This window comes from Maritalea mobilis (genome assembly GCF_004363175.1).
GTDB classification, from domain to species: domain Bacteria; phylum Pseudomonadota; class Alphaproteobacteria; order Rhizobiales; family Devosiaceae; genus Maritalea; species Maritalea mobilis.
The window spans coordinates 562,090-587,144 of record NZ_SNYR01000003.1; the positions used below are offsets into that span (position 1 = coordinate 562,090).

Genomic DNA, 25,055 nt, shown 5'->3' on the forward strand with positions numbered 1-25,055 from the left:
AGAAAGCATGACCACCCGTGACATCGTTCTGATCGCACTTTTCGCCGCCATTATGGCTGTTCTCGGGGTGTTTCCCCCAATCACATTGCCAGTAATCGCCGTGCCCATCACCGCGCAATCCTTGGGCGTAATGCTCGCTGGTGGCGTGCTTGGCGCGAAGCGTGGGGCGCTTTCAATGATCCTTTTCTTGGCGCTGGTCGCCGTTGGTTTGCCGCTTCTTTCCGGTGGCCGGGGCGGCGTGGGCGTGTTCTTCGGTGCTAGCGGTGGTTTCTTGATCGGTTGGATCGTAGCTGTCTTTGTGGTTGGCCTGCTGGTGGAGCGCTTCTGGGATAATCTCAACTATATCAATGCCTTCATCGCTAGCGTGGTGGGCGGCATTGTGTTGCTTTATGCCATTGGCATCCCGTGGATTTCTGTGGTCGCAGGCATTTCGCTTGGCCAAGCCTTTACCGGCTCCATGGGCTTTATCCCTGGCGATTTGGTCAAGGCCGTGATCGCCGCATTGGTGATCGTGACCGTTTCAAAATCCTACCCGATCATCAAGAAATAGCGGCGTTGCGCCCATGATTGAAATTGTCTCGGCCAGCTTGATGAAAAACGGACGGACTATCTTGTCCGACCTATCGGCCAAACTGACCGAACGCCGCATTGGCATTATCGGGCATAATGGCTCGGGCAAGTCGAGCTTTGTCAAAATGCTCAATGGGCTGGAGCCGTGCACAACGGGCCAAGTGAAAGTCGGTGGTGCTGATGTGAGTGAACACCGCGCCCGCGTCGGCTTTGTGTTTCAAAACCCGGACAATCAATTGGTGATGCCGCTGGTGGAGGAGGACATTGCCTTTGGCCTGAAAAAGTCGGGCCTCAGCAAAGCAGAGATCAAAGCGCGCAGCGATGCTTTGCTTGAAAAATTCAACCTCAGCCATTTGCGCGAGCGCCTCACCCACGAGCTGAGCGGCGGCGAGAAACAGCTGATCGCCTTGATCGGCGTGCTGATAATGCAGCCCGAACATATTATTCTCGATGAACCCACCACCTTGCTAGATCTGCGCAATCGGGCCATGCTGATTTCCATGTTGGACAAGCTGGAGCAGCAATTGATTATCGTCAGCCACGATCTGGATTTGATGGCCCAAATGGACCGGTTGCTGCTGATCCATGAGGGCAGATTGCATGCGGATGGCGCGCCAACTGAGATCATCCAAACCTATCGCGACCTCTCATGCTGATCAGCTTTTATAAGCCCGGCAACAGCCTTGTACACCGCACCCCGGCGGGGTGGAAAATTGTGCTGCTGTTTGTGTTCTGTACGGCGCTGTTTCTGGTGCAGAACTGGTGGTTTCTGGGTGTGGCGATTGCGCTGGTGCTGACCAGCTATCTGCTAGCGAAATTGCCGCTATCTCTGACATGGCAGGCGGTGCGCCCGGCGCTTTGGGTGCTGGTGCTGATCTTTTTGGTGCAGCTTTGGCTTAATGATTGGCAGTTCGGCCTTTATGTGGTGCTGCGTTTTGCGATCATGATCGTGGCCGCAACCCTGCTGACCCTGACCAGCAAAACCAGCGAGATGATTGAAGGCATCGAGCGTAGTGTCGGCAAATTATTTGGCGCGGATATTGCGGAAAAGGTGGGGCTCGCCTTTTCACTGTCTTTGCGGTTTATCCCGATGGTGCGCGAAACCTATCAAGAGGTGCGCGAGGCGCAAAAGGCGCGCGGATTGGGGCGCAATTGGCGGGCGCTGATCACGCCCACCATGATCCGCACGCTGAAATCGGCAGATGATATTGCCCAAGCCATTGATGCCCGCTCCGCCGGCGCCCCTTTGGGCGAGAAGGCGCCGCGCCATGATTAAAATCCGCGGCCATCATCTGCTGTGTGCGCTGACCTTTGCCGGGCGCGGCTATAGCCGCCAATTTGAGCGCGACTTCAAAGCGATTACAAAGCGCATGCGCGCCAATGAAATGATGCAGATTGTGGATCGGCCTGACGAGATATGCCAAAGCGTGCAAGACTGCGACGGCAGCCATTGCTATGAACCGCGGATCGATCAACGCGATCAACTGGCACTGGCGGACATCTCAGCGCTTCTCGGACACGAGCTGAAGGTTGGCGATGAAATCGCCCCTGCGGAGCTGTTTACCGAAAAAATGCGCACCGCCTTCCGCGACAATCAAATTCGCCGTGGCTGCTTTGATTGCCAATGGCGGGACTTTTGCGACCAGATCGCAGCCGATGGATTTCAAAACACACTTTTGCTGGCAGAAAAATGAGCTCGGAAATTGTCTCGCGGATCAAACATCATCTGAGTAGCGATCCAGCAAGGCCGACCATGTTTGCCGGACAAGAGGTGCTGACTGCGAGTGCATTGTTGGCACAGATCGAAGCGGCGGAAGCGCGGCTGCGCGATGAAGGGGCGCTTGCACAAATTGCACTGGCCTTGCCCACCTCGGTGGAGGCGCTGGTGCTGTTTATCGCGGCGCTGAAGGTGGCGCGGAACACGATCTATTTTGACCCTAATTGGCCCGCTGAAACAAAGCAGCGCATCTTGAATTTTGTGCAGCCCGACCTGCTGATTGATCAGGTAGGATGGACCAGTTTGCCGGGCGGCGAAGCGCCGGAAGGCGATGCCCATTATACCTGCTTTACCTCCGGCTCCACCGGATTGCCCAAGGGTTGTTTGCGGCACGAAAGCTCCTGGCTGGCCAGCTTTGAAGCTGATCAACCTTTCTCTGACATTACGGCGCAATCGACCATTCTGGTGGCCGGCAGTTTTGCCCACTCGCTGTTCACTTATGCCGCCATCCGTGGCCTAGTGGCGGGGGCGAGCATTGTGCTGTTGCCAAATTTCCATCCGGGCGCCTTATTGCGGCAGATTGAGCGACATCATCAGGCTGTGCTGTTTGCGGTGCCGACGCAATTGGACGCGCTGGTGAGTGCCGCCAAGGGCGCTTATCCTCATTTGAGAAAAGTGCTGTGCACAGGTTCGAAATTGGCCCCACACCTCGCGGCTAAGGTGAAAGAGCACTTTCCCAAGGCTGACTTGATCGAGTTTTACGGCACGTCCGAGCTGAGCTATGTCGCCGCGCGGCCCGTGCAGCAAGACGATGCGGCAGGCCTTGTGGGCAAGCCGCTCGACCCGGTGCAAATCGAAGTTTTGAATGAAGAGGGGTTGCCTGTGCTGCCCGGCGAAACCGGGCAGGTTTTTGTGCAAAGCCCACTGGCCTTTAAAACCTATCTCACCGAAGCGGGGCAGCGCGATATGCCGGACCGGATCAGCGTTGGTGATACGGGCTTTGTCGATGCAAAAGGGAATTTGCATTTGGTGGGGCGGGCGGATCGCATGTTTACCGTCAGTGGTCGCAATGTCGCGCCAGAAGAAATTGAAGCGGCATTGCATAAATTACCGTACGTTGCCCATGCTGCCGTGTGGGGCAAAGAAGATGCAAAACGCGGACATCAGATCGTCGCCGTGCTGCACCTGAAATCCGCGCCATCGCGCGCCCAAATCTTGAGTGACTTGCGCCCGCATCTCACCCCCTATTTAATGCCGCAATATCTGTTTGCAGTCGCGGATTGGCCGCACACCAGTTCGGGCAAAACTGATCTGCAAAAGCTGAACATCCAATGGCAGGCAAACCAATTGCAGGAGCTGACATGAGCAATGGGGTCTATATGGTGGCGGCGAAGCGCAGCGCGGTGGTGCCGCGCGGCGGCGCATTCGCCAATTTGCAACCCCATGAACTCGCGGCACCGATTGTGAAAGCGCTTCTGCAAGACGTTGCGATTGAAGCGGCGCAGATCGACCATATTGTACTCGGCAATGGACTCTCCGGCGGCGGCAATGTGGCCCGCATGGTCGGGCTGGCGGCAGGCCTGTCAGAGAGCGTGCCAGCGCTCACCGTGGACAGCCAATGCTGCGGCGGCATGGATGCGGTGCAAATGGCCATGCATATGATTGGCGCCGGGGCGGCGCAGATGGTGCTGGCGGGCGGCGTGGAAAGCTATAGTACTTCGCCCCGGCGCATCGCCCGCGGTTTGAATGGCGCGCCCGATCAGGAATATCAGCGCCCGCCCTTTGCCCCCGACGCGACACAAGATCCAGATATGCTGGAGGCGGCGGCGCAATTGGCGACCACGCGCAAGATCAGTCGTAGAGTGCAAGAAGACTTTGCCATTTTGAGCCATCAAAAAGCGCTGGACGCTGCGGCAAGCCAGCAAGATGAAATTGTGCCCATCGCCGACGTGGACCGCGACCAATTCACCCGCCAGCTCAGCGCCAGACTTTGCGCCAAGCTGCCCATGCTGACAGGCGATAAAGAAACCGGCCTCACAGCGGCTACCACCGCTGTGGAAGCGGATGGGGCGGGGCTGTGCCTGTTGGTTTCGGAATCCGTGTTGCGCGCCCACCCGCAATGGCAAGACCGTGCGGTAAAACTATGTGGCGGCATCAGCCGGGGCAGCGATCCGGCGATGCCAGCTTTGGCGCCTATTCCTTCTATTCAGCATATTTTGCAGCAGCTTGGACTTAGCGCAGCGGATATTTCGGCGGTCGAAATGATGGAGGCCTTTGCGGTGCAGGCCATGGCTTGTCTTGAGGAAACAGATTTGCCACTCGACCGCACCAATTTAGGCGGCGGGGCCTTGGCACGGGGGCATCCCATCGGCGCATCCGGCGCGATCAATTTGGTGCGTCTGTTTTATGAAATGCAACGGTGTGAAGCCGGGGCTTATGGCCTAGCGGCCATTGCTGGCGCGGGCGGATTGGGATCAGCCATGGTGATGCAGAAATGATCGATATAAATCAGATTGCCGATTGGACGGAATATCTGGGCGCGACATTTGAGGAAGTCTCACCGTGTACGGTGACGCCAGCTCAACTGGAGGCCTACGTGCAGGTCTCGGGCGATGCAAATGCGATTCATCAAGGCGATGAAGCGATCATTCCCGGTAACTTGCTGGTGAGCCTCGTGCCGCACTTTGTGCAGCAGCATTTGAATCTGGACGACACCATCATCGGCATGACTGTCGGCTACGATAAAGTGCGATTTAAAGCGCCAGTCAAACTTGATGAGCAACTGTTCTTCAAGGCGGAAATCACGCAAGTGCGGCTGCATAAAGATGCTGCCTATGTGGCCTATCAGGTGATGTGCGAACGCGCGGGGCAGATGGTGATGTCGCTTGAGATGCGCGACCATTATGCGCAAAAGAAAACTGCCGTCTGAGCAGATCAAACGGCAGTTTTTGGCGTGAAGTTAAAGGGTTTAAATTCCCCAGGTCCGCTTCAGCCAGGAGGAACGTGCGGCAAGGGCGGCTCGGGCCAATTCTGATTCTGGGGCGAAAAAGTCAAAGCCGTGAAAACCGCCGGACCAGATGTGCAACTCGCACACACCGCCAACAGCCCAGATGCGGTTGGCGAACTCTACATTTTCATCCCGGAACATTTCCGCACTGCCTGCCTCAATAAAAGTCGGAGGCAGATTGGTCAGATCTTTGGCGCGATAAGGGGCGGCGTATATCGAGACTTCGTCGGTGCCGAGCCGATCGCCCAAAAGGCATTGCCATCCCAAAAGATTGGAGGAGCGTACCCATGTGTTGCCTGCAAGATATTGATAGCTCGACAGGGTTGAGTTGGTGTCGTCAATCATCGGGCACATCAGCATTTGGCCTGCTAATTTGACGCTGCCGCGATCACGGCACAACAGAGCGACCCCAGCAGAAAGTCCGCCGCCTGCGCTGCCGCCCATCACAATGATGTTCTCCGGATCGATGCCGAGCATTTCCGCATTTTCCGCCATCCAGACAAGACCAGCATAGCAATCTTCCACCGGGGCGGGGTCCGGATGTTCGGGCGCAAGACGATATTCCACCGTGGCCCCCACAATGCCGAACTCCATGATCAAATCCACAAGGCGCGGCACATCCATGCGGCGATTGCCGACCATCATGCCGCCGCCATGAATATTATACATGGAGGGGGCAGGCTTTGCCTCGCCCTTAGCAATCTTGTCTTTCAACCCTTTGGGCGACAGCACCGAGACAATAATGTCCGGCGCGCCTTTTGGTCCGGGCACTTCATATTCGGCGAAGTCGATGGGCTTGTCGCCAATGGCATCCTCGAAGGACGGGAACATATCGTCCATGCCCGCACGTGCGCTTGCCAAACTTTCAACGGTCATTTCCGGTGAGTCCGGCGGGGCCATTTGTGCCAGTGGACCCAGCATTTCTGGATCGTAGGGCACCGGGGTTGGTTTAGGATCACTCATTTATTTCTCCTCCAAACAAACTTTACGGACCTTCAGGATCGACCACATCGCGGTCGGCCCAAAGCTCATCCACTGCCGCACGCAATTCTTCGCGACCAATGCGAGCCAACAGAGCGATGGCACCCAGCGCCTGCTCGAGTTGTTCCATCTTGGTGGCGCCAAACAAGGTGTTGATATTATGCGGATGGGTGAGCGTGAAGGCGATGCACATTTGCGCGGGTGTCGCGTCAAAGCGCTTGGCGATCTCCGCCAATTTAGGGGCTGAGTCGACGATCTTCTGACGCACATTGCCCGGATCACGTCCCACTTCGCGCTCCGGCGGTGTCGGCTTGACCAGCACGCCACCCTCCATCACATCAGACGATTGCATCTTAAAGCCCTGCGCAAACAATTTGGCGAACGGTTCACCATCTGGAATCGAACGGCGGGAAATGGAATATTTTAGCTGCGCCATTACCGGGCCATCCACATTTTCAGCCTTGGCAATGTCGATGCAAGACTGAATATTGGTGGCGGACCAATTGTTGACGCCCCATGCGCGGATCAAACCCTTTTGCTTCAGCTCCGCCAAAGACATGACCAGATCGCGCATTTCAATGGTGCTGTCGCGCACATCGCCAAGCACCACTAGATCGGAATAATCAGTGCCGACGCGGAACAAGGCATTCTCAATTTGCGGCAGGAAGCCTTTGTCTTGATCCCAAGCCTCAAGCCACAATTTTTCGGACAGCACATAATCTTCACGCTTCAATTCAGCGCCGCGCACAATGGCGGAAAACAGAATATCGGTGAGGGGCGGTGGCGTGGTTTCCGGCGTGCCATAAACCCCCACATCAAACATATTGATGCCTGCATCTATTGCGCGGCGGATCATGCGGACCGCAAGGCCATAATCCATGCGATCGTAAATATGCCATGACCCCAAGGAGAATAGGGGAATATTAAGGCCCGTATCCGCCAATTGATTATGGGGCACTTCTTTGTTGCTCATATTTTGCTCCCTGAATTCGAACTATGAAAGGCGCGGATCAATGACCGCTTTGATGGTGTGGTGTTGGCACATGCTGTCGAGACATTCAGACGCTTTGTCCAAGCCGACAGGTTCGGCAAAAAGCTTGTCCCACGGCATGGCATCGGCGAAGTTTTTGAAAAAGCTGATGGCGCGGGCATAGTCGGAAATGTCGCCATTGAGCGAGCCGACAATGGTCAGTTCCTTGCCCATCACCGTGCCTAGCGGCACCGGACTATCCACCGGAGCGGTGGAGCCAACAATCGCCACGCGACCGCGCTGTCCAGCCATATTGACGGCCTCTTTGCCCACGCTGTTGGCTCCGGCAAAATCGAACACATAATCGGTACCGCGCCCTGCGGTGAGCTCGTGTACCTGCGCGATCATTGCCTCGCTGCCCGCGTCAATATGAATGGTGTGGTCCGCGCCAAAATGCTTGGCCATATCCAACCGATCTTGCGGCGCGCCAACCATAATCACTTGCGCGGCACCAGATAGCTTGGCCACTGCCGCGGCGAAGATGCCCAAGGCACCGGAGCCCTGCACCACGACGCTGGACCCGGTGCGGATGGCACCCACTCGGTCAAAGGCGCGCAGCACGGTTTTGGCAGCACATCCGGCCATAGAGGCCCAGGTGTTTTTCACTTCATCCGGAATGCGCAATTTGGCAGCACCGGGGGTGACATAGGCATAGTCGGCCAGCCCGGCTGTGGCGTAAGGCGGTTTGTCGGAACGCTGCAGAAAGCCATAGCCGCGATTTTCGCAGGCAACAGGCTCGCGCAACACAACGCAGCCATAACATTTGCCACACGTGGATTCTGACCAGCCGATCCGGTCACCTACCTGAAGTTCACCGCCCAACGCGTCTGTGGTGCCTTCGCCCAACGCGACGATTTCACCGACCATTTCATGGCCTAAAACCATGGGCAACATGCCCGGAAAGCTCATTTTGCCTTGCCAGATTTCCACGTCCGTACCGCAAAGGGTGGCGCAGACAATTTTGACAAGCGCAGCGCCCGGCTCAACGCTCTCGGGCAAGGGAATATCTTTAACATCAAGTGCTTTGGCATGGGCGGCTAACACGGCCGCGCGGGTTTTATTGGGTACCATCTTGTCCTCCTATGTCAGCAATTGGCCGCCATCGACGGCAAGGCTGACCCCGGTAATGTGGCTCGCCTCGTCGCTGGCGAGGAAATAGGCGGCCGGGGCCACTTGGGTGACTTCCGCGATCTGGCGCAAGGGAATGCGCGCTTCCCACATAGCCTTGGCTTCGGGATTTTCAGCAAACCCGGCGGTCAGCGGTGTGATTACAGGGCCGGGCGCAACCGCATTGGCGCGAATGCCGAACGGGGCCAATTCGATGGCCGTGGTGCGGGTGATCGCATCCACTGCGGCCTTGGTGGCCTCATAATGGCCCATGCCCGGGGTCGGCTGGCGTCCGCCAATAGAAGAAATATTGACGATGGCGCCTTTCTTTGCGGCCACCATCAGCTTACCCACGGCCTCGCTCATCATCCATGTGCCCAGCACATTGACCATTAGTGCCTTTTCAAACACGGCGCTGTCCAATTCTGTCACTTGTCCATGGCCGCCCACAATGCCAGCATTGTTCACCAGCACATCAATGCGGCCATATTGTTTGGCAATTTTATCGACCACCGCGCCAATATTGTCGCGGTTGCTGATGTCGAGCTGGTGGGAATCGACGCCGATTTGCGTGGCGGTTTCGGCAAGTTGATCGCCATTAATATCGGCAATGATCACCTTATCCCCATGTGATGCGAATTTTTCGGCAATGCCTTGGCCCAACCCTTGCGCTGCGCCAGTGACCAGAACGATCCGTTGTTCAGTCATAACTCCTCCTAAATGGGCGTCTTCACCTAATTGAAAAGACCATCTTGACGTTTAGTATACATGTGTAGAAAATAAAGTCTACAACTGGAGAATAAAATCACGCAAGGTGAGGAGAGACCGCAATGACTGCCATCAGTTCCGAGTTTAAAGTTCCCAAACGTCAGCTTGGCCCCAATGGTCCTGAGGTCCCTGTCTATGCCCTTGGTTCGTGGAACATTTGGGACAGAATGACCCGAGATGAGGCGATCGCTTTGATTGATCGTGCACAAAAAGTGGACTGCGCGTTTTTCGATGTGGCCTATTACAATATGGGCCCGCACGCCGAACAATCGCGCACCGACATTCTGTTTGGCGAGGCCATTAAAGCGTCAGGATTGAAGCGCAGCGACTTTTTGGTGTGCGGTAAATTATGGCTGTGGGAATATCCGAAGCTGAACTTTAAAGAACAGATCGAAATCAGCCTTGAACGGGCGCAGCTCGACAAGTTTGAAATGGTGGTTGTGGGCGATTATTTCGCCGAAAATCCGCATATGGAAAATCTCACCGCCGAGGTGAATAAATTGATTGATGCGGGCCTGATTGACCATTGGGGCATCAATAACTGGATCTATAAAGACACGCGCACAGCGCTTGATTTTGCCAAGGCGAATGATCTGGTGCCACCAACTTTTGCGCAATTAAAATATAGCGTTGTGCGCCGCACTATGACTGAGGGCAAGCATTATGGGCCGCTGTTTGAGCAGGGCGAATTGGCCCTGCAGGCATCAGATTGTTTGGAAGGCGGCATTTTGGCGGGCAAAACGCCAAACCGAAAAATCGGGGCAGATGTCGGCGACATAAGGCAAAAGATTTATGACGCGGTGCCTGAGCTGGAAAAGATCGCCAAAGAATTTGACGCAAGCCTGGTGCAGGTGGCGCTGGCATTTTGTTTGGCGCACCCGGCCACGGCCAATGTGCTGTTTGGCGCATCAAAGCTATCTCAATTCGAGGATAATCTGGGCGCAATTGAATTGGCGCAAAAGGCTGGTCCGCTTATTCGCGAGCGGCTCGATCATTTGTGGCTCGACCAGCATGTTCCAGAACAAGGCGGGTTCTAGGGACCAAAATCTAGGCACTTTCGCGCAAAACTCACTATTGCGTTCTTTTTCAACGTGTGTAGAATAAAAAATGTTGGGATGTGATCCTAAGGAGTGGGACGGGGTCGCATAGTCGCCAACAGGAGGAGAGAAATATGCAGTTCAAACATAAAATTATCGCGACATTGTCGGCTGTAGCGCTGTCTGTTGGCCTAAGCGCGCCAGCATTGGCGCAAATCACCGAATTGAAAATCGGGAACTTTCTCGACATTACGTCATGGGATCCGGCCATGGCCGATATTGGCTTTGATGGGCCTTACCTGTCTGCCATTTACGATCCGCTGCTAACTGTTGATGCAAATGGCGATGTGCAGCCCGTTTTGGCCACAAGCTGGGAATATTCAGAAGACTTTTTGACCCTGACCATGGATGTGCGCACGGACGTGACATTTACCGATGGCTCCGGGTTTAATGCCGAAGTGGCCGCGGCCAATTTGGAGCATTTGCAAGCAAGCGCGCGCTCTGGCGAAGCCTACACCAAAGTGAGCGACATTAGCGTGGTGGATGAAGATACAATCACCATCACCTTGAAAGAGCGCGACGATACCATGCTCTATCTTATGGGCTTGGGCCGTTCCTATATGGCATCTGCCGCAGCGATTGAAGCGGGAACTCTTGCACAAACCCCGGTCGGCTCTGGCCCTTACACATTGGACTCGTCAGTGCCCGGTTCAGAATATCACTTTGTGAAAAAAACTGACCATTGGGATGCAAGCACATATCCTTATGAGAAAGTGTCCATCTATCCAATTCTTGACCAAACAGCGCGCCACAATGCGATGTTGTCCGGCCAGCTTAATGTGGCCTTTGCCGACCCAATCAACAATCCGCAAGCGGAAATGGGTGGCTGGAACGTCACTGAATCCCTTGCGGGCTGGGTTGGCTTGCAAATCCTCGACCATGATGGCGAGCGATTGGCCCCACTTGGCGATATCCGCGTGCGCAAAGCCTTGAACCATGCATTTGACGGTGCCGCAATTTTGCAGGCCATTGGCCAGGGTGCAGGCGTGAAAACCAACCAAGTGTTCACCGCAGCGTCTGGCGTGCACGATCCTGAGCTTGAGGGCCAATATGAGTTCTCAATCGAAAAAGCCAAAGAGCTGATGGCGGAAGCCGGTTATGCCGATGGCTTTGAATTGTCCATGCCTATGTCACCCATTTTTGCCACTTGGCAGCCCGTGGTGCAGCAAACATTCAACGAGCTTGGCATCACGGTGACTTGGGACGATATGCAGATGCCTGATTATCAAATCAACGCGCCTAAATATCCAATGTTCATCGCCTTCATCGCGATCGACAGTGATCCTGTGGCAAACTTTGCGCGCCAATTCTCAACCCCACAATGGTACAATCCATCACCAGATTATGTGCTCTACGCGGAATTGACCGACATGGTAGATGCCATTCGCGATGCCGATCCGGAAGAACAGATCCGCCTGATCAAGATTTTGAACAAGCGCCTGACAGCAGATCTGGCCTGGTGGGTCGTTTGGTACCAAGCTGCCAATACGTATCACAGCGTGTCTGAGATTTCGGTGACAGGCATCACCGGCATGATGTTCCCGACCTTGCGGTTCATCCAGCCGAAATAATACCCACCGGCGCGGGTTGGCAAAGCATATCAATGCCGACCCGCGCTACCTTCTAAGACCATGGAGTGCCCATGACTAAATTTATCGCCAAGCGTTTATTGGCCGGGCTGATTTTGTTGGCTGCTGTGTGCATGGGCACATTCTTTTTGGCCCATCTGGCCATCAGCGACCCAACTGTTGCCTTGCTCGGTTCTTCTGCCACACCAGAACAACAGGCCGTTTTGGCCAAAGAATTGGGATTAGACCGGCCCTTGCTGGTGCAATTTCAAGCTTGGTTGAGCAGCGCAATCACTGGCGATTTGGGCACATCTTGGCGCAACCAACAGCCAGTTTGGGACCAAATTGTGCTGCGGGTGCCCGTCACCCTTTCAGTGGTCAGTTTTGCTATTCTGATAAGTGCATTTGTGGGCGTGGTTTGCGGCTTGATCGCTGGCCTAAATCCAGGCAGCACCTTTGATAAGGGTGTGAAAATCGCCACCGTTCTGCTGTTCGCTTTGCCGGGCTTTTGGATCAGCTTGATGCTGGTCATCTGGTTCGCGGTGCGCCTGCGCTGGTTCCCATCATTCGGCTATGTGTCGCCCGCGGTTTCTTTTGGTGGCTGGATTCGCTCCATCACCTTGCCTGCCGTGGCGCTGGCTTTAGGCGCGATCGTGATGATTGCGGAGCAATTGCGCAATCAAGTGATCGCCGTGTCACAACAAGATTTTGTGCGCACATTGCGCAGCCGCGGCCTATCCAATTTCCGGGTCAATTTGCACATTTTGCGCAATGCGTCTCCGGCGGCCCTCACCGTGATTGCCGTGCTCTTCGCCTCTCTGCTGAGCGGGGCAATCGTGGTGGAGGCTATTTTCAGCCTGCCCGGCCTTGGGCAACTCACCCAATCTGCAGCGCAAATTGGCGACATTCCTGTGTTGCTCGGCATCACCATGGTGTCGGTGGTGTTTGTGGTGATCATCTATGTGGTGCTCGATATTGCGTTGGGCTGGATCAATCCAAAGGTGCGTTTGAAATGAGTATTGCAGACAAAATTTTGGACCAGAAACCAAACGCACCTGTGCGCACATCAATCACCCAGCGCTTCTTCCAACGCAAAGCCGGGGTAACCGCCTTCACCATCTTTATATTGGTGGTGCTGATGGCGTTATTGGCCCCATGGATTTCGCCGCACGACCCGAACTTTGTGCAGTTGGCCAACACAAAGGCACCGCCAAGCGCGGAACATTGGTTGGGCGGCGATAGCGCCGGGCGCGACATTCTCAGCCGCATCATTTGGGGCGCACGCACCACCTTGTTTGGCGCTGCCATAACCATCATCACAGCCCTTGCTGTGGGTGTGACCACTGGCGTTATGGCTGGCTTTTTTGGTGGACTTGTTGACCGGGTATTCTCTTGGTTGTCGGATGCTACCCAAGCCATTCCCGGCATGATCATCTTGCTGGTGGTGGCTGCTGGCACACGATCCAACTTCCCCATTTTGATGGCTACAGTTGGCGTGTTTATGGCGCCGGGCTATTTCCGGATCACCCGTTCCGCCACCTTGGCCATCGTCAATGAGCCTTATATTGACGCCGCGAAAGTAGCTGGCCTCACCGCGCCACGCATTATTGCGCGCCATGTGTTACCCGGCATTTATGCGCCCATCATTATTCAGACCGCGCTGGCTGCGGGTATTTCTATGGGCATTCAAGCGGGCCTGCAATTTTTGGGTGTCGGCTCTGCCAACACACCAAGTTGGGGCGCCATGATGAATGAGGGGTTCCGCTTTATGCTGACCAACCCCACCCTGTTGCTTTGGCCGTCTGCAGCACTTGGCATCACCATCGCGGCGCTGGCCACCATTGGCTCCACCTTGGCGGAAGTGGTGCGGGTGCGCACCCCTGTTGTGTCCGAAACCGAAGGCGAGGACGATAAAGATTGGGACCCCGCCCAAGGCACAGGTGCCTTTGCCCATGACAAAAATGAAGCGATTGTACGCCTCAAAAATTTGCGTGTGTTTTACCAAAATGGTGACGAACAAAAAACCGTGGTCAATGGCATCTCATTTGATGTGAAGCCGGGCGAAGTGTTGGGCATTGTGGGTGAGAGTGGCTCGGGGAAATCTCAAACCATTTTCTCCTTGCTCAACCTGCTGCCCAAAGGCGGCAAATATGTTGCCGACCAAATTGAGATTGCGGGCAAGAATGTCAATGAAATGACCGGGAAGGATCGAGCGAAGATTTTGGGCAGCCAATTGGGCTATATCCCTCAAGAGCCCATGAGCAATTTGGACCCGACCTTCACCATCGGTCATCAGCTCACTGAGCCGTTGCGGTTGGTTTTTGGCCAATCAAAAGCCGAAGCAACGGCAAAGGCAAAAGCATTACTGGCACGCGTCGGCATCAATGATGTAGACCGGGTGATGAAAAGCTATCCGCACCAAATTTCAGGCGGCATGGCCCAGCGGGTTCTGATTGCCGGGGCGATTGCGGGGCAACCCTCTGTGCTGTTGGCAGATGAACCCACAACAGCGCTCGATGTGACGGTGCAAGCCGAAGTGTTGGAACTGCTGCGTGAGCTGCAACAGGAATTTGGCATGGCGCTTATTCTGGTCACCCATAATTTTGGCGTGGTGGCGGACATTTGCGACCGGGTGGTGGTGATGCGCGAGGGGGCGGTTGTGGAAATGGGCGAAGTGGAGCAAATATTCGCCCAGCCCAAAGCGCAATATACCCAAGACCTCATCGACGCGTCTTTGGACGGCACGTTGAGCCGCAAAGATTTGGACGCTTCAGAAACCAGCAATGTGCATATTTTGAAAACCGCAGGCGGAGGGCAAAAATGAGCAATGTCGCCAAACCGCTTTTGAGCGTCGAAAATCTCACCGTTGAATATGGCCCGAAAAATAATGGCTTTAAAGCGCTCGACAAGGTGAGCGTTGAAATTGCTGAGCATGAATGCATGGGCATTGTGGGCGAAAGCGGATCGGGCAAATCGACACTCGGCCGTGCCATTCTTGGCCTTGCGCCCATCGCCGAAGGCAAAATTCTTTTTGATGGGCAGGACATCACCAATTTGAAAGGCAAGCCAAGACGTGATTTAGCAAAAAGCATTCAGGTGGTGTTTCAAGACCCTTATGGCTCACTGAACCCGGGCATGACCATTGGCGATATTTTGGCAGAGCCGCTGACGGTGGCTGGCGAAACGCGCCAATCTGCCCGGCAGCAAGTGGCGGATTTGATTGACAAGGTGCATTTGCCTGCCAATTCAATCAACCGCTTTCCCAATGAATTCTCCGGTGGGCAACGTCAACGGATTGCCATTGCGCGTGCGCTGGTGCGCAAGCCACGGCTGATCATTTGCGATGAACCCACCAGCGCCTTGGATTTGCGGACGCAAGCGGCGGTGATCGATTTGTTCATCGAGCTGCAGCGGGAAACGGGCGTGGCCTATATGTTCATCTCCCACGATTTGGGCGTGGTGCGCCGCATTTGCCACAATGTCGGGGTGATGAAGCGGGGGCAATTGGTGGAACATGGCGACGCCGATAAAGTGACCCGCACGCCCGATCATCCCTATAGCCGAAAGCTATTGCTGGCATCCCCAATCGCCAACCCGGCAGAGCAAAAGAAGCGCCGCGCCGATTGGCTTGAGATGAGAGGTTTAGACAATGCCGGAGCGATGTGATACGAAATCTCGCCGGTTTGCACTTGCCTGTTTTCGGGGACAAAACAGCGCGCTCAACCATTTGCACAGCCGGCCCATAAAGAGAGTTGCCGATGCCAAAGATCATAGACCACGACAAACGCCGTCGCGAAATTGTCGACGTGGCAAAACGATTAATGCTCGAGGGGGGCTTCGAAGCCGCAACAATGCGCTCAATTGCAGCGGAAGCGGGCTTCGCCAATGGGGCGCTGAAACATTACTTTCCGGGCAAAGACAGCATCATCGCCGCAACCTTCGAGAGCGTGTTGGCAGAGATGGACCCGGAAGGTGCACTGGACAATTTGGACGTGCCGGAGGGCGCCGACCCAGCGCAAGTGTTGCGCGATCGATTGCGCCAAACCATGCCGCTTACCGACTATGCGATCAGCGCGGGCCGGGTGTTGCTGGTGCTGTGGGACCACGCGGCCTCCAATCCGGAATTGGCCAAAATCTATCGCGACTTTTTGCAACGCTGGCAAAGCTCAACCGTGAGCTTGTTGAAATATGCGCAAAAGGGGCGAGCCCAAAGCACAGACGAAGAGTTGGATGCCTTGGCGCTGGAAATCATCTCCATCACCATTGGGGCCAATGTCGTCAATCTGATGCACCCCAAAGGCGAACAGGTCGCGACCTATCACCAAATCATCGACAATATAATCAAGCGCACGCAGGGCTAATTTATCTCTGTCGGAAACTGGCCACCGCTTGCGCAAAGTGGAGGACAGTTTATGGCTAGTCAAAAGCCCTTCATCGCCGAACATATTTATGCGGATGCCCAAACCGGTAGCACGCCAATCCTGTTGATCCACGGGTTCAACTCCAATGGGGCGCAAGATTGGGACGGGCAGCAATGGTTGGCACCGCTGAAAGCGGCTGGCCGCAAAATCATTGTGGTGGATTTGCCCGCCCATGGAGAAAGCGCACGTGTGGACGTGCCCGAGGATGCCACAGTGAGCAAAATTGTGGCGACCTTATCAGAGATCATCGACAATCATGGCGGCAAAGCCGATGTGGTGGGCTATTCCCTCGGTGCGCGATTGGCGTGGGCCTTGGCCAGCCAACGGCCAGAACGGGTAAACAAGCTTGTGCTGGGTGGGCTGAGCGCAGGCGACCCGTTTGCCATGCTCGACTATGACGCAGCGCGTAAATTTGCCGATGAGGGCGTGACGCCCGAAGATGAAATGACCGCCATGATTGCCTCAATGGCCATGGGTGAGGGGAAAGACAGCCATTCCCTGCTCAATTTGATGCAAGGGCTGGGGCGTGAGCCTTTCGACCCAAGTGTGGAAAAACCTGCTGCCCCCACTTTGCTGGCCGCTGGCCTTGAAGATCCGATGGCGGGCAGTGTGGACGCTATTGAACCCTTTTTAGACAACAACAAAACCGTGCGTGTGCCGGGGGACCATTTTAGCGCCCTCAAAAGCGACGCGTTTAAACAAGAAACCTTCGCCTTTTTAGGCATCGCACACTAGGGGCGGCGGAGCCGTTCACGTACATCGCAGCGCAATAGGCCAACAGGGCGCGCCATAGGCGGGGCGCCATGCCGTTTGAGCTGTGCCCAATAAACTGAGGAGAGAATGAACATGTCATCCAATCAACCTGTACAAGCTGATCCATCGCGCATTTTAGAAATCGCAACGGGCTATATGGCCTCGCAACAATTATTCGCGGCCAGCCGCATCGGCTTGTTTAAGGCCGTGGCCAATGGCGCCAACCGCCCACAAGATATTGCGGCAGAAACAGGTGTTTCCGAACGCATGGCACGCACTTTGGGCGATGCAATGGCGTCGCTTGATTTGTTAACCCGTAAAGACGGGAAATATGGCCTAACCGAAGCCGCCGCCGCATTTTTGGTTGGCGATGAGGCCGACTTGGATTTGGCGCCTTTCCTGACCTTCTTGCGTGAAATCAGCTATCCGCACTGGCTGCAATTCAGCAAAACAGTGGATACAGATGAGCCGGGCGATCTCGGCATGAATGATGAGCGCTGGGGCACCTTTATGGCTGGCGTGATGACCTACAATAAATTGCACGCCGATATGTTCAGCAATGCGCTTGACTTTGCTGGCCACAAAAATGCACTGGATTTGGGCGGCTTGGCCCCAAACTTCGCCATCCGTGCCATGCAGGCCAATAAGGACCTAAATACAACTTTCGCTTACGCGCCGGATTTTGTTGAGGGTATCAAAACCGCCATTGCTGACGAGGGCGTGGCAGATCGGTCAACTGTGATTGGTGTGCCAACACCAGAAGCCAAGCCGGAAGGCGAGTTTGATCTGGTGTTTGTCAACCATGTGATCCACCGCTTCAGCGTGGATGAAAACAAACAGATTTTTGCGAATGCCCGCGCGGTGGCCAGCAAAGGCGCCAAGCTAACCGTGTTGGATTTCTATCTGGATGATAATGAAAAACAACGCGCGATTGATGCCCAACATGCCAGCGAATATCATGTGATTGATGGTACAGTTGTGTTCCCAGAATCTGAAGTCTGCGCCTGGTTGAACGACACCGGATGGAAGCCAGTTGAAATGGTGGCCCTGCCGGGTAGCCCTCGCGTTTTGGTTGCAGAAGCTGTCTAACCGCAGCAAAAAAAGACAAAAAACAACAAAAAAAGAAGGGGCCGCAAGGCCCCTTTTTAGTGAGGTCCAACTGTCTAGGACCCTAGGGGTTTAGGCATTTAATTTTGTTGATAGACAATCCGGCCGCCAACCATGGTGAGCTTGATCGGCATATCCGGCAGATGCAGAAAATCTTCGCCAAACACATCGCCGCCAACCCAGCACAAATCAGCCACCTTGCCCGGGGCAATTGTGCCCTTCCAGCTTTCGGCAAAATCCTGATAAGCGGGCACGCTGGTATACATGCGCAACAATTCGACCTTCAGTTCATCGGTGAGTGGCACCTGTTGCTGCTGCAAGCGCTTGGCGGCTGAAACCACAATATGTCGCCAATCTGGGCTGGCCACCGGGGCATCTGATGTGAGGGTGAGCCAATTATGCTTCACCATTAAATGCAGCGGCCATGCCCGCTGGGCCACCTCTGCATTGACGGCTTGCGCCAGCCAATCATGGGTTTGATCCGCAATAAGCGGTTGCAGATCAATGCCAATCCCTAACCGCTCCATACGTTCAAGCTGTTCCGGCGTCAGCAGGTCGCCATGAATAATGTAATGCCGCAAAGCATCATCTGCACCTACGTCTTCCAAGGCTTGAATAAACGCATCTGACGCGCGGTCACCCGTGGCATGAACACCAATTTGCAGCCCGCGCTTATGTGCCTCAAAAATCATCTGACGAAAGACGTCTAACCGCTCATCTTCCGTTCCTGCGCCTGTGAGCAATTCGCCATGGCCACCGCCCTGATAGGGAGCAAGCGTCCATGCGCTGCGCATGGGGGGAATGCCGTCAGCAAAGATTTTCACGCCATTGACAGACAGCCATTTGGGATCGGTCTGCGGCAAAGCTTGATCCAATCCTGACATATAATCGTCGAGCTGACTTGCGCCGTCCAGCAGCCCAAAAAGGCGCAACATGGTCACCCGTGCAGTTTGTGCTTTGGTGCCGGTAAGCCGGGCGTAAGTGTCAAACACTTTGGTGCCGAAACACCCCGTTGCGCCGTGATCTTCCCCCGGTCCAATACCCGGTTCGGTATAAGAGGTGATGCCCAATGCGGCCAGTTTTTCCCAAGCGGTGAGAATGGCGGTTTCACGCCCTTCTTCGCTATCGAGCAACTTGCCATGCCAATCAAAATCATGATCTTTGAACATCAATTTGGGATAGGTGGCCCCATACCAAACCCCATGCAAATGCGCGTCATTTATGCCCGGCAAAAGGGTGCCGCCGGCCAGCTGGTGAAGCTGGGTTTCCGGACCTTTACATTTCAGCACATCAGCCTCACTGCCAACGGCCAAAATCATATCATCTTTAATGGCAATCGCGTCATATTGCGCGTTGCGCGCATCCATGGCGTGCACCTTGGCACCGACGAAAATAAGGTCGGCGGTTTTTTGCGGATTATCAATCATCTATCTGAATTACATCTTGTTTTAATTTCCACCATTGTAGGCAAAAACAAATGCGACACAAGTTTTTTCTACATATGTTGAAAATTCAGTGGGAGATGTAAATGTGGCTGCATCCGGTGGGCAAAAAACTATTTCTTATCCAGCGAATTCAAGAACAATAGGCTGGCGACCACGAGTGGCAAGCAGGCCAGATAGGCACTGCGCACCCCGAAATGCTCGGCGATAAAGCCCAGCAAGGGCGGCCCCAAAAATAAGATCACAAAGGCAGATTGACCCAGTGCGGCCACATTTACTGCGGCTGGGCGATCTGTGCGCTGGGCTGCCGCAGAAATGGTGATCGGATAAACAGCCGAACAGCCAATGCCCATAATCACAAAACCAGCAATAGCCACCATTGGAGCAGGGGCAAAAATGATCATCGCCGCGCCAATGCCAGTTAGGCCAAGTAGAACACCCGCGGTTCTTTTACGTCCGAAATGGTCGACGATAGGGTCAGCAAACCAACGGGCGATGGCCATGGCCAACGTGAACCCGCTGAGCGCCATGCCAGACGTCCATGGGTCGGTACCAAAAGCGTCGCGCATGTAAATCAGCGACCAATCCACCCCGGCCCCTTCGGCCAACATGGGGGCGGCAACAACAATGCACAACCCCACCATCTCCACAGTGGGCAAGGCGAATATGGGCGTGGCGCTTTGGGCTTCTTCGGCGCGTGCCGTTGCCGGCACAATTTTGCTGACCACCAACACCACAACCAAAATCACCACAAGTGCAATCAGCAGCAAATGGCCGCTAGTGGCAATTTGCATGTCGCGAAAGCCCGACCCGATAATCGCCGCCACAAAAAAGCCGCCGCTCCACATGCTGTGAGCGCGGCTCATAATGCCCCGTTCGAGCATGGCCGAATGCCGATCTGTCTCAAGATTGAGGCAAACTTCCAACACGCTGATGAACACGCCCAAAATAAACAGAGTGCCGAACGCAATTGCCGGATGCGAGGCAATGCTGATCAGGCTGGCGCAGATCGACACTACAGCAAGCGGCACCATAATCGACAAACGAACGCCAAAGCGCGCAATGATGGGCGCAGCAATGGTGAGCCCGATAAAGGCACCGCAGGAAAGACCAATCAGCACCAACCCCAGACTGGCCTTGTTGACCCCCAACGCCACTTGAATATCAGGCAGGCGCGAAAACATGCTGCCCACAGTGAGCGACAGAAGAAAAAAGCACAAATAAAGCTGATGATGAGGGCGCACGCGAAGGGTCCTAAGTTGACAATTTTGCGCCACTTTACTGAACCGTTTGCCTCTCGCTAGCCCCCGCTTTGACTGAGCGTGCAGCAGGCCTGCACCCAACGATCACCTCAACCACCATGCGCTTAAGGGAAAGCATTCATGCACCGCTGGGCAAGACCGGGGGAAAGCCCCGGGATAGCCTGACAGTTACATTTTGCGCACGTGGGAACGTCCAATGTTTTGGGCGGCGTGAAAAGCAGATTTGTTCGCATCAGGAGGGCGGCGCTTTGATAGCTGAGACCATTTATACCAACGGCAAAATCTACACTGTGGACCCATCCACCCCATGGGTGGAGGCGCTTGCCGTGGCCAATGGTCAAATTGTTGCCCGCGGCACCAACGCAGATGTGGAAGCCTATAAAGGTGCAGCTACGCAGATTGTTGATCTGGGCGGCAAGATGGCCATGCCCGGCATTGTGGATGTGCACAACCATATTTTGCTGGGCGGCATGGCAGAGCTTTATGAATTGCGGTTTCCCGGCAGCTTAAGCCGGGAAGGCATTTGCGCTCTGGTAAAAGAGGCGGCGGAAAAAGCTGCGCCGGGCGAATGGATCATCGGGGCGCAATTGGGCGCCGACATGAACAATGTGCTCAACAGTTCGGAATCGCTGGCCATGTTAGATGCGGCGAGCAATGGGCATCCGGTGCTGCTGCGCGATGAAACCTTTCACAATCGATGGGTCAACTCCAAAGCCATGGAGCTGGCGGGCATCACTGAAGATATGCCCAACCCAGACCAAGGCGAGTTCGGTCGCGATCCTGCCACAGGCAAACTCACCGGCTTTATGATTGAAGCCGCCTCTGGCGTGGTGGAGCGCGCATTGATCGAGCAAGGCGGCGTGACCCCGGAAATGGGCGTCGCGGCGGTGAAAAAAGCCTTGAATGTGCTCAATGGTTTTGGCGTCACGGCCTTTTTGGATGCGGCCTCCATGGAAAACATCATGCAGGCCATTGCCGGGCTTTATGATGAGGGCGGGCTAACCGCATGGGCTGCGTGTGCCATGCCCGCGGTGGAGCCAACCTTTCTGTTTGGCATTTCAGGCGATGATTTATTCGCCAAGCGCGAGCAGTTCCGCCGCCCCCATGTAAAGCCCGATTTTGTGAAATTCTTCCTAGATGGTGTGCCGGGCGCTAAAACCGCCGCTTTCCACGACGCTTATCTCGAAGACCCGATCCATGGTTGCTGTTTCCGCGGCGCGACGATGATGACCTATCCGGATTTGATCCGCTGGTTGGGTAAATGCGAAGAGCAGAATTTGGCGGTAAAAATTCACTGCGCGGGCGATGCGGCTGTGTCGCAGGCATTGGACGCCATCGATGTGGTGCGCAGCTTTAACGGCCCCACCCATCTGGTGCATCATATCGCCCATGCCAGCTATATCCGTGATGAAGATATTGCGCGGTTTGCTGAGCTGAATGTGGCGGCAGACCTGTCGCCGATGATCTGGTATCCCACCACTTTTTTGGAAGCCCATAAGCAGGCCATGGGCGAAGAGCGGGCAGAAAAATTCTGGCCAAACAAGAATATGCAAGAGGCAAATGCCCTCATGGCTGGTGGTTCTGACTGGCCTGTCATTCCAAACCCTAACCCTTGGGATGGCATTGAGGGGCTAGTGACCCGCGAAAATCCGTCTGGCGCGTTCGAGGGCAAAGCCTTGTGGCGCGAACAGGCATTGGATTTGGCCAGCGCGGTGGAAATCTTCACGCTCAATTCGGCCAAAGCGCTCGGTTTGGACAAGGAGATCGGCTCGTTCGAAGTGGGCAAGTCTGCGGATTTGATCGTGCTGAACCAGAATATTTTTGACGTGTCGCCAAAGAATATTTCCGACACTAAAGTCGACGCCACCTATTTCCAGGGCAAGCTCGTTTTTGAAAGAGCGGTGCAACATGGCTAGCGAACAGCCCATTCCCGTCACAATGGTGACCGGCTTTTTGGGGGCGGGCAAAACGACTTTGCTCAATCATTTGCTGGGCCAGCCCGATTTGGACGGTACCTTGGCCATCATCAATGAATTTGGCGAAATCGGCCTCGACCATTTGCTGTTGGAAGTAACCGACGAGCGCATGGCCCTGCTCGACAATGGCTGCGTGTGCTGCACCGTGCGCGAAGACTTGGTGCAAACCTTGCTGGAGGCGAACCAGAAGCGGATCGCAGGCGAACTGAACTTTAACCGAGTAATTTTGGAAACCACGGGCTTGGCCGATCCAGCCCCCATTCTACATGCCCTTATGGCGCACCCTGAGTTAGAAGAGCAGTTCGAAATCGAAACCGTGATCAGCCTAGTCGATGCCACATCCGGCGCGCAAACTTTGCGCACCCACGACGAAGCCAAAAAGCAGTTGGCGTGTGCGGACCAAGTGATCCTCACCAAAACAGATATTGCCCGGCCAGATCAAACGGCCAGCACCAAAGGCTTGATCGAAGATCTGAATCCAACCGCACAATTGCATATTGTGCGCAATGGCGATGTGGCCAGCGCGCAACTGTTCAACCGCGCCTATGGCACCAAAAGCCGCGATGCAAAAGATTATGCCGGATGGATGGAGGCAGATCATGAGCATCAATGCGATGCCCATTGCGACCATGAACATCACCGCCATGATGGCATTGCCACCTATGCGTTCACATCTGACCAACCAGTGGATTGGATGTTGTTCCGCGAATGGCTCGACAATCTGGCGGCCTTAAAGGGTGCGGACCTTTTGCGCATGAAGGGCATCGTCAACATCACTGAAGATGCAGACCGCCCCATGGTGGTGCATGGGGTGCAGCATGTTTTTCATCGCCCCAAACAACTCAATAATTGGCCTTCGGATGATCGGCGTACCCGCCTGATCTTCATCGTCAAAAACATCACGTTGGACACCATAGAACGCACGCTGATCAAGTTTGCGCAATTGGAGCCAGCGCGACTTTCAGCGCGAACACTGGGAGGTGCTTCGCACTGAGATAAGACCAAATTCGATTGAACACGGGAGGAACCTAATCGAATGAATAAATTTATGAAAATATTGGCGCTTGGCGGCATGGCCAGCCTTGCATCCATGGCTTTCTCTGGCTCCGCGCTGGCAGCAGGCCCCACATGTGAAGATGGCCCCATTCAGTTGGGCTCGGTCTCCACCGTTACGGGCGTAGTGGACTTTTCTGACGCCCCAAATGCTGCAGAAGCCTATTTCGCACAATTGAACGAAGCAGGCGGCATCAATGGCTGTCAGGTTGAATATACCTTGGCCGACGACCGGGGCGACCCGCAGGTTGCGGCACAGGCAGCGCGTGACTTGATCGACAATAAGCAAGTTGTGGCCTTGGCTGGCGGCGCAAGTCTTCTGGATTGCGCTGTGAATGCGGGCACTTATAACCGCACAGGCGTGTTGAATGTGTCTGGCCTTGGCGTGGATGCAGCGTGCTTTAACTCGCCATCGGTTGCGCCGGTGAATGTGGGGCCATTTACCCTCACCACCGCGATGCTCTATTACGCCAGTGAAGTGGTGGGTCGCGAGAAAATCTGTACCTTCTTCTACATTATCGGCGGCACACAAGAAGCCTATACAAAGGGCGTCACCGATTGGGAAAAGTTGACAGGCAAAAAGCTGCATCTGATGGATTTGACCTTGCCAGTGCAGGGCGATTTGACCCCATACGTAATCCGCGCACGTGAAGCAGGATGCGAAGCCCTGCTGACCAACCAAGTGGAGCCGGGCATCGTACAATGGGTCAACACAGCAGAAGCGCAAGGCGTTGAAGGCATTGACTGGTTGTTCCTGGCACCGGGTTATGCCGATGCAGTGGCCAATGCATTGGCGGATACAAACCAGCCAGTCTATGTGGGGACCGAATGGGAACCTTACACCGTTGAGAGCGAAGCCAACCAAGGTTGGATCGACGTAATGACCAAGGCCGATCTGCCGCGCACAGCCTTCTCACAAGGCGGTTATTTGGCAGCGCAGGTGATGACCGATGTGATCAAAAGCATTGATGGCCCAGTGACCCGCGAAAGCGTGAAACAGGCGCTGGAAAATATGGAACCCCTTTCATATCCTATCGCAGGTACGCCTTACATTTTCGGTAAAGCTGAACGGCACAGCCCCATGCGCGCCACCAAAATTATGGCGCTTAAAGATGGCGAGTGGAAAGTGCTGCTCGATGAATGGCTGACATTGCCTGAGCTTGACTAAGTCAAAAAAGGCCGGGTGATTTCATCCG

Annotated in this window: 24 protein-coding genes; 18 read left to right on the plus strand and 6 right to left on the minus strand. The window is 54.9% G+C overall.

Annotated features, from left to right (window positions below; all coding sequences use genetic code 11):
* Positions 1–7: 7 nt before the first annotated feature.
* From ATL17_RS15385 to ATL17_RS15415, 7 genes are read left to right on the plus strand one after another with little or no spacing between them, the layout of a single operon-like run.
* On the plus strand, positions 8–550 hold the full coding sequence (locus ATL17_RS15385) for a biotin transporter BioY (protein WP_133573696.1): 543 nt from the start codon (positions 8–10) through the stop codon (positions 548–550).
* A 13-nt stretch (positions 551–563) separates the two neighbouring features.
* A complete protein-coding gene (locus tag ATL17_RS15390) occupies positions 564–1,226 on the plus strand; it encodes an energy-coupling factor ABC transporter ATP-binding protein (RefSeq protein WP_133573697.1) in 663 nt (220 codons plus the stop codon).
* A complete protein-coding gene (locus tag ATL17_RS15395; protein ID WP_133573698.1) occupies positions 1,220–1,846 on the plus strand; it encodes an energy-coupling factor transporter transmembrane component T family protein in 627 nt (208 codons plus the stop codon). The genes ATL17_RS15390 and ATL17_RS15395 overlap by 7 nt, the downstream gene beginning before the upstream one ends.
* Entirely contained in the window at positions 1,839–2,264 is a 426-nt protein-coding gene (locus tag ATL17_RS15400; RefSeq protein ID WP_166639062.1) for a DUF1284 domain-containing protein, read from the plus strand. The genes ATL17_RS15395 and ATL17_RS15400 overlap by 8 nt, the downstream gene beginning before the upstream one ends.
* Positions 2,261–3,652 carry a class I adenylate-forming enzyme family protein gene (locus tag ATL17_RS15405; protein ID WP_166639063.1) on the plus strand — a complete coding sequence of 464 codons (1,392 nt, stop codon included), beginning with the start codon at positions 2,261–2,263 and terminating at the stop codon, positions 3,650–3,652. Before ATL17_RS15400 ends, ATL17_RS15405 begins: the two co-directional genes overlap by 4 nt.
* Positions 3,649–4,785 (plus strand): thiolase family protein, encoded by a 1,137-nt coding sequence (locus tag ATL17_RS15410; protein WP_133573701.1) that lies wholly within the window; start codon positions 3,649–3,651, stop codon positions 4,783–4,785. Before ATL17_RS15405 ends, ATL17_RS15410 begins: the two co-directional genes overlap by 4 nt.
* On the plus strand, positions 4,782–5,216 hold the full coding sequence (locus ATL17_RS15415; protein WP_133573702.1) for a MaoC family dehydratase: 435 nt from the start codon (positions 4,782–4,784) through the stop codon (positions 5,214–5,216). The genes ATL17_RS15410 and ATL17_RS15415 overlap by 4 nt, the downstream gene beginning before the upstream one ends.
* 39 nt (positions 5,217–5,255) lie before the next feature.
* Here the strand turns inward: ATL17_RS15415 and ATL17_RS15420 are convergent, their stop codons facing one another.
* The 4 genes from ATL17_RS15420 to ATL17_RS15435 are packed head-to-tail and all read right to left on the minus strand — an operon-like array spanning position 5,256 to position 9,120.
* Positions 5,256–6,257 carry an alpha/beta hydrolase gene (locus ATL17_RS15420; RefSeq protein ID WP_133573703.1) on the minus strand — a complete coding sequence of 334 codons (1,002 nt, stop codon included), beginning with the start codon at positions 6,255–6,257 and terminating at the stop codon, positions 5,256–5,258.
* Positions 6,258–6,279: 22 nt separating this feature from the next.
* Positions 6,280–7,248: an aldo/keto reductase gene (locus ATL17_RS15425; RefSeq protein ID WP_133573704.1), complete on the minus strand. Its 969-nt coding sequence runs from the start codon at positions 7,246–7,248 to the stop codon at positions 6,280–6,282.
* A gap of 21 nt (positions 7,249–7,269) precedes the next feature.
* Complete coding sequence (locus ATL17_RS15430; RefSeq protein WP_133573705.1) at positions 7,270–8,376, minus strand: zinc-binding dehydrogenase; 1,107 nt, start codon at positions 8,374–8,376, stop codon at positions 7,270–7,272.
* 9 nt (positions 8,377–8,385) lie between these two features.
* Entirely contained in the window at positions 8,386–9,120 is a 735-nt protein-coding gene (locus tag ATL17_RS15435) for an SDR family NAD(P)-dependent oxidoreductase (protein ID WP_133573706.1), read from the minus strand.
* 122 nt (positions 9,121–9,242) lie between these two features.
* On the opposite strand from ATL17_RS15435, the gene ATL17_RS15440 reads away from it, so the two are divergent.
* The 8 genes from ATL17_RS15440 to ATL17_RS15475 all read left to right on the plus strand — a co-directional run bounded on the left by ATL17_RS15440 (position 9,243) and on the right by ATL17_RS15475 (position 18,108).
* The gene (locus ATL17_RS15440) at positions 9,243–10,217 is read left to right on the plus strand and encodes an aldo/keto reductase (protein WP_133573707.1); all 975 of its coding nucleotides are present in this window, start codon (positions 9,243–9,245) and stop codon (positions 10,215–10,217) included.
* 134 nt (positions 10,218–10,351) lie between these two features.
* On the plus strand, positions 10,352–11,848 hold the full coding sequence (locus ATL17_RS15445; RefSeq protein ID WP_133573708.1) for an ABC transporter substrate-binding protein: 1,497 nt from the start codon (positions 10,352–10,354) through the stop codon (positions 11,846–11,848).
* A 71-nt stretch (positions 11,849–11,919) separates the two neighbouring features.
* The gene (locus tag ATL17_RS15450; protein WP_133573709.1) at positions 11,920–12,861 is read left to right on the plus strand and encodes an ABC transporter permease; all 942 of its coding nucleotides are present in this window, start codon (positions 11,920–11,922) and stop codon (positions 12,859–12,861) included.
* Entirely contained in the window at positions 12,858–14,669 is a 1,812-nt protein-coding gene (locus ATL17_RS15455; protein WP_133573710.1) for a dipeptide/oligopeptide/nickel ABC transporter permease/ATP-binding protein, read from the plus strand. Before ATL17_RS15450 ends, ATL17_RS15455 begins: the two co-directional genes overlap by 4 nt.
* The gene (locus tag ATL17_RS15460; protein WP_133573711.1) at positions 14,666–15,511 is read left to right on the plus strand and encodes an ATP-binding cassette domain-containing protein; all 846 of its coding nucleotides are present in this window, start codon (positions 14,666–14,668) and stop codon (positions 15,509–15,511) included. The genes ATL17_RS15455 and ATL17_RS15460 overlap by 4 nt, the downstream gene beginning before the upstream one ends.
* A 92-nt stretch (positions 15,512–15,603) precedes the next feature.
* Positions 15,604–16,206, plus strand: coding sequence for a TetR/AcrR family transcriptional regulator (locus tag ATL17_RS15465; protein WP_133573712.1), 603 nt, complete (start codon positions 15,604–15,606; stop codon positions 16,204–16,206).
* A gap of 51 nt (positions 16,207–16,257) precedes the next feature.
* Complete coding sequence (locus tag ATL17_RS15470; RefSeq protein ID WP_133573713.1) at positions 16,258–17,001, plus strand: alpha/beta fold hydrolase; 744 nt, start codon at positions 16,258–16,260, stop codon at positions 16,999–17,001.
* 111 nt (positions 17,002–17,112) lie between these two features.
* The gene (locus ATL17_RS15475) at positions 17,113–18,108 is read left to right on the plus strand and encodes a methyltransferase family protein (protein ID WP_133573714.1); all 996 of its coding nucleotides are present in this window, start codon (positions 17,113–17,115) and stop codon (positions 18,106–18,108) included.
* A 98-nt stretch (positions 18,109–18,206) separates the two neighbouring features.
* Here the strand turns inward: ATL17_RS15475 and ATL17_RS15480 are convergent, their stop codons facing one another.
* Complete coding sequence (locus ATL17_RS15480; protein WP_133573715.1) at positions 18,207–19,553, minus strand: amidohydrolase; 1,347 nt, start codon at positions 19,551–19,553, stop codon at positions 18,207–18,209.
* Positions 19,554–19,681: 128 nt separating this feature from the next.
* Positions 19,682–20,812, minus strand: a complete 1,131-nt coding sequence (locus ATL17_RS15485) for an MFS transporter (RefSeq protein WP_133573716.1) — start codon at positions 20,810–20,812, stop codon at positions 19,682–19,684.
* Between the two features lie 266 nt (positions 20,813–21,078).
* On the opposite strand from ATL17_RS15485, the gene ATL17_RS15490 reads away from it, so the two are divergent.
* From ATL17_RS15490 to ATL17_RS15500, 3 genes are read left to right on the plus strand one after another with little or no spacing between them, the layout of a single operon-like run.
* On the plus strand, positions 21,079–22,746 hold the full coding sequence (locus ATL17_RS15490; protein ID WP_281275902.1) for an amidohydrolase: 1,668 nt from the start codon (positions 21,079–21,081) through the stop codon (positions 22,744–22,746).
* Positions 22,739–23,800, plus strand: coding sequence for a CobW family GTP-binding protein (locus ATL17_RS15495; protein ID WP_133573717.1), 1,062 nt, complete (start codon positions 22,739–22,741; stop codon positions 23,798–23,800). The genes ATL17_RS15490 and ATL17_RS15495 overlap by 8 nt, the downstream gene beginning before the upstream one ends.
* A 42-nt stretch (positions 23,801–23,842) precedes the next feature.
* Complete coding sequence (locus ATL17_RS15500; RefSeq protein ID WP_133573718.1) at positions 23,843–25,027, plus strand: ABC transporter substrate-binding protein; 1,185 nt, start codon at positions 23,843–23,845, stop codon at positions 25,025–25,027.
* Positions 25,028–25,055: the final 28 nt, after the last annotated feature.